4 protein-coding genes are annotated in these 4,503 nt (G+C 37.9%); 3 read left to right on the top strand and 1 reads right to left on the bottom strand.

The features are described from left to right. From D6734_04165 to D6734_04175, 3 genes are all read left to right on the top strand, one after another. Positions 1-255 (top strand): DUF72 domain-containing protein (locus tag D6734_04165; GenBank protein RMF96182.1); only part of this gene is annotated, 255 nt, incomplete at its 5' end. 278 nt (positions 256-533) lie between these two features. Beyond that, entirely contained in the window at positions 534-815 is a 282-nt protein-coding gene (locus D6734_04170) for a hypothetical protein (GenBank protein RMF96183.1), read from the top strand. Beyond that, the gene (locus D6734_04175; GenBank protein RMF96184.1) at positions 812-1,057 is read left to right on the top strand and encodes a hypothetical protein; all 246 of its coding nucleotides are present in this window, start codon (positions 812-814) and stop codon (positions 1,055-1,057) included. Before D6734_04170 ends, D6734_04175 begins: the two co-directional genes overlap by 4 nt. Positions 1,058-1,105: 48 nt before the next feature. Here the strand turns inward: D6734_04175 and D6734_04180 are convergent, their stop codons facing one another. Continuing rightward, positions 1,106-4,153, bottom strand: coding sequence for a hypothetical protein (locus D6734_04180; GenBank protein RMF96185.1), 3,048 nt, complete (start codon positions 4,151-4,153; stop codon positions 1,106-1,108). Positions 4,154-4,503 lie beyond the last annotated feature (350 nt).

The following is a 4,503-nucleotide window of genomic DNA, read 5'->3' on the forward strand; positions in this document are numbered from 1 at the left end:
CCTGTAGCAGTGGCGACATCGGATATCGCTTATGTGAGGTTTCATGGCAGGAACAGAGAAAAATGGTGGAATCACAAGGAGGCGTGGGAAAGATACAACTATGATTATTCAGATGATGAACTTGTCGAGTGGATACCTAAATTAAAAGAGCTTGAAAAAAATACAAAAGAAACACTTGTTTATTTTAACAATCACTATCGAGGTAATGCTGTGAAAAACGCGAAACGGCTAAAAAAGCTTCTTCAGGAGGAATAACTGAAAAAAGGTGTCAAAAAGGGGTCAAGTCTGCTTTTGGCTTTTCTGGGGCGGTATTTTATGTTTTGCAATCACCTCCAGACCATTACGCATATCGGTTCCTGGTGTTTTGGATCATGTAATGAACTGAGGGAGAAGGGAGGGAAACATCGTTTTGTCTGAGAACGATTGATACCTTTAAGAAGCCTTTATCATTATTCTTCAGGAGGATTTAGAGATATAGAATATGAAAATTTTCTCATATTGTTTAATGCCTAACCATTGTCATTTGCTGGCGCATGCATCTGACGCCAATATCTCCAGATGTAGATGGAGAGAACTTCAAAGAATGGGTGATCCCTTTCTTAAACTCAAATCCTCAACTTTATAAAAAATGTTGTGAAATTGCACAACTTGACAAAGAACTTGTGCCTACCGGTGCGGTTATTAATGTAGATGCTGAAGCGAAGGGAACTGATTCTGATGTATACAGACATATGTTAGAGAAATATAAAAACTATTGCATGAGGTCGCTCATGCTATTTCAGATGAGGATGGGGATATTGAAAATATTGTTATGAACTTAAGCTATAATATGAATAAAATAATAGATATTCCCTATTTCCGCCTAAATGATCATTCCGCTTTTGACAAATCTTCAAAAACATCTTTTGGATGGGCTCTAAAGACAACTTTAAATAAAAAACAAGCCGGAAAAGCAATTTTATTATCAATATTTCTGACTATAATATTTCCGCCTTTGTTTCCTATAACAATTTTAGCAACACTTATATCACTCGTAAGACTATTTATGGATGAATAATAAACAATACCTTTTAATGAGTAACCCTTTCTTGAAACGTCTCATCTATTAGTGGACTGTATCAAGCCAGTCAAAATTGACAATGTAAAAGCCTCCTGCATTATAATCTATGGCCCACGGCGTTTCTTTGTTTGCTACTGAATAATATTTTAATTCCATTAGCCAATGTAAATCAGCCGATATGTATTCCGGACCCCAATATTGTCCTGTATAGGGATAGTCAGAAGTGTCAATAACAAAGTGGAATTTTCCTCCATTAGAGCTGACCTCCTTATTATTGTATGCGGCGGGGATAATTCTGGATATAGTATTTGTAATAGTGGCCGTTATGATGTCAGTGGGGTAATCTATATCGTCATATGTCCATTCAGTTCCTTTTTCGAAATTGTAAGTTCCGTCAATAGTTAGCTCAATGGGAATTTTTTGCCCTACATTTGCGCTGAGTGATATGTTTGGATATGTGCCGCCTCCGCCTGGTTCATTCTTGATTTCAACTGTTGGTTTCATTTTGCTCGGGCTTTTCATTGTAACAGTCCAGTTGGCAGTGAAATTGTTATTGTAATAAGTATCAGAATAGGAGAAAGGTCCAAGAGTTTCTGTAACGTAGGTATCAGTAGTATCTGTTATAATCTCAGGCCAGACGTTTCCGTATTTATCGACAATCTGAACTTCAATGGTATCTGATGATTTAATAACAGAATGTGAATAACCCATCTCTTTCCCATATTTGGGCATTGGAATAAGTTTTTTTCCGTTTAGTTTTATTCCTTCGCGAAATACATTGAAACCGGAGATGTATTCACGCGGTATATTCCTTTTTTCTTTTCCTATTCCCTTGAAGGTCCATTTGACATTGCCATTCTTTACCTTTGTAATTTCCGGGGGAATCAGCAGGTAATATGAAACATCGGCATTTGCGCCTGATGAAGGACTGGAATTTAGTATGAGCTGTTCGACTTCTGTTTTATCAGAAGTTTTTCCGAAATGTTTGACCGTTAAAGTTGAGGGGACCATCTTGTATTTATCAATCGGGTTTTTCCCCGAATAATCGGAATTTTTTTCTCCAATGAAATCATAAGTGTATGATGATAAGAGACTTCCCTTTGACTGTGAGGAATCAATTACAAGAAGGGCATCCTCGGGATTATTTCCTTTAAGCTGTACATAAACTGCAGTTAGAGACTTGAGGGGTTTTTTCAAGGAAATGTAGAATATCTTCTTGGTGAAACCTCCGTCTGTCAGGTATCCCTTGCTGAGGGCATGCGTAGCCATTGAATTTTTTATGTCATTATTGAAATTGCTGTAATCCTCAGGAGCGCTGATAATATATTTCAGGTATTTGCCATATGCTTCTCCGATTCCTCCTGTCACGCCTTTATCCTCGAGCGCCTTAGAAAGGTTAACTATGTCTGTGCTTATCCCGCCCTTTGCAAGGGCGTCTCCAACTATTGTGGAGCTGTATTGTGATGAAAGCCAGTCAAGAAAATGCATTGCGGCATACATACTGTTATCTGATGTTGAAGTAAGAGGAACGTTTAGATAATCATTGAAGCCGTCTTTTTTAATGAAATTTTTCTTTTCTTCTTCGCTCATACCGTTTGCCTTTGCGGCATAGTAATTTGCCACTGCCTCTATAAACCATCTGTTATTGCTGAAAATATAGTTTATTACATTTCCTGATATTCCGCCTGTGTAATACTGGTTTTGGAAAACATGGATAAGTTCGTGCGCCGCAACACCTTTCATATCAGCCCATCCTTCAATCTTGCTGTTGGAAATTTTAAGAGGCCCGCCTAAGGGGCTTTCCCCTGCGGCAGTTCCGCAATCAGTGACAAAGACATCCTGTGGTGTTGAAAGAGGGGAAAAAACGCTGCTACCTGCGGAATTTTTGAATGTAAGAATTTTTGCATATACGCTGTTAAGAGCGGCATCAAGGTCTTCTACAAAATCTGGCACCAGAGAATCCGAAGCATTTCCCGTACTGCTCTTCCATAGAGAGTCTTTCATAACACTATATTTTTTGCCGAGGTATGAAGGATAATAGGAAATGCTGAAATTCGATCCCGGTAAGGTAGCAGTGAATTGCGAGCTGAAAATATATACTCTTACTCGGTATTTTCTTATAAACTGTCCCTGCTCCGCCCTGTAGGAGGGTCGTGTGCCTTTCATTTTTGAAGAAATCTGAGATTGAGAAAGCGTATCTAAAGAAACATTGAATGTGACCTTGTTTTCCGCTGAATCATAGGCAATGAGATCGCCTTCGGGTATCCATTCCTTTGTTGAGGCATCATAGTATTCTGGCTGAAGTCCAAATTCCTTGAAATCATCGGGAAGCAATTCTTTGTCAATGGGAATTGAAACAGTAATATTCGAATCCACTCTTTTTGCTCCGGTAATAGAAAGCAAATACTCCCCTGAAATGGTTTTCATATCATCTGATATCTCGCCGTCCGCTTTTTTGGTTTTTTTGAAATTTGCATATATATTGCCTGTTCCGAAGCTTTCAGGGAAACTAACCACGCCCCCATCCTTTGTTTTTAGAGTTCCTCCGGATTCTGCATCAACTACCTTCCCGCTATTTTTGCATTTTTTGCTTTTCCCTTTTAATTTCCAAAGGCTTCCTTTCCTCGTCTTTTTTATTTTTATCGATGCGCATTTTGAAAAGCTGTCGCCTATTCCAATATAGATATTAGATGAACTTGACATTTCGGAAAGGTCCACTCCCGATGCCGATATGATGAATTTTTTCTTTTTAATATTAACTACTGCCTTATTTATTCCGGAGCTTCCCAGGGTGGATTTATATATGTAGGTTTTACCTGTTTTTTTAAAGAAACCAGCGTTTATTGTTTCTGAGTATGGACCTGCATCTAAAGTTAATGCCGATTGAGTTAAATCTCTTTTGCCGATGCGAAGTTTTCCCTTTAAGGTGAAGCTGTCATTTGCGCTGTCGAAAATAAAGCGAGCAAATGTGATTCTAAAGGATGCAGAGTGCGCAGATGAGTAAAATAAGAGAGGTGATAATGCTGTCAATATTACAACAAGCGGCAGATGCTTTTCACATCTCTTAACTAAGCATATAAAACTATAAAACAAAGAGTTTCCATCCTTTTTATTCCATTTATCAATGATAATATGGAAGCTATTTGAAATGTCAAGCTTTAAGAAAAAAAAAGATCAAAAAAGAGGTGAGCCCTTATCTTGTAAGAAAGGTTTCAACTGAGTGTGGAAAAATATTTAAATATCAGTAATTCCGGTCCAGTAGTCGGTGTGGTGGAAAGGATAAAAAGCAAAGAATGAAAGATATTTCTTTGCGTAATCATTTTGAAGAAGGTGAGAAAAAACTTGAGAAAGGTCAAAAGCGGGATTGTCCCGTTTTCTCAGAATAATTTGATCTAGCGAATTATTATTAAAAATTACTCAAAAGACCTATTATGAGTGCTACC

The organism is Candidatus Schekmanbacteria bacterium (assembly GCA_003695725.1).
GTDB lineage: Bacteria > Schekmanbacteria > GWA2-38-11 > GWA2-38-11 > J061 > J061.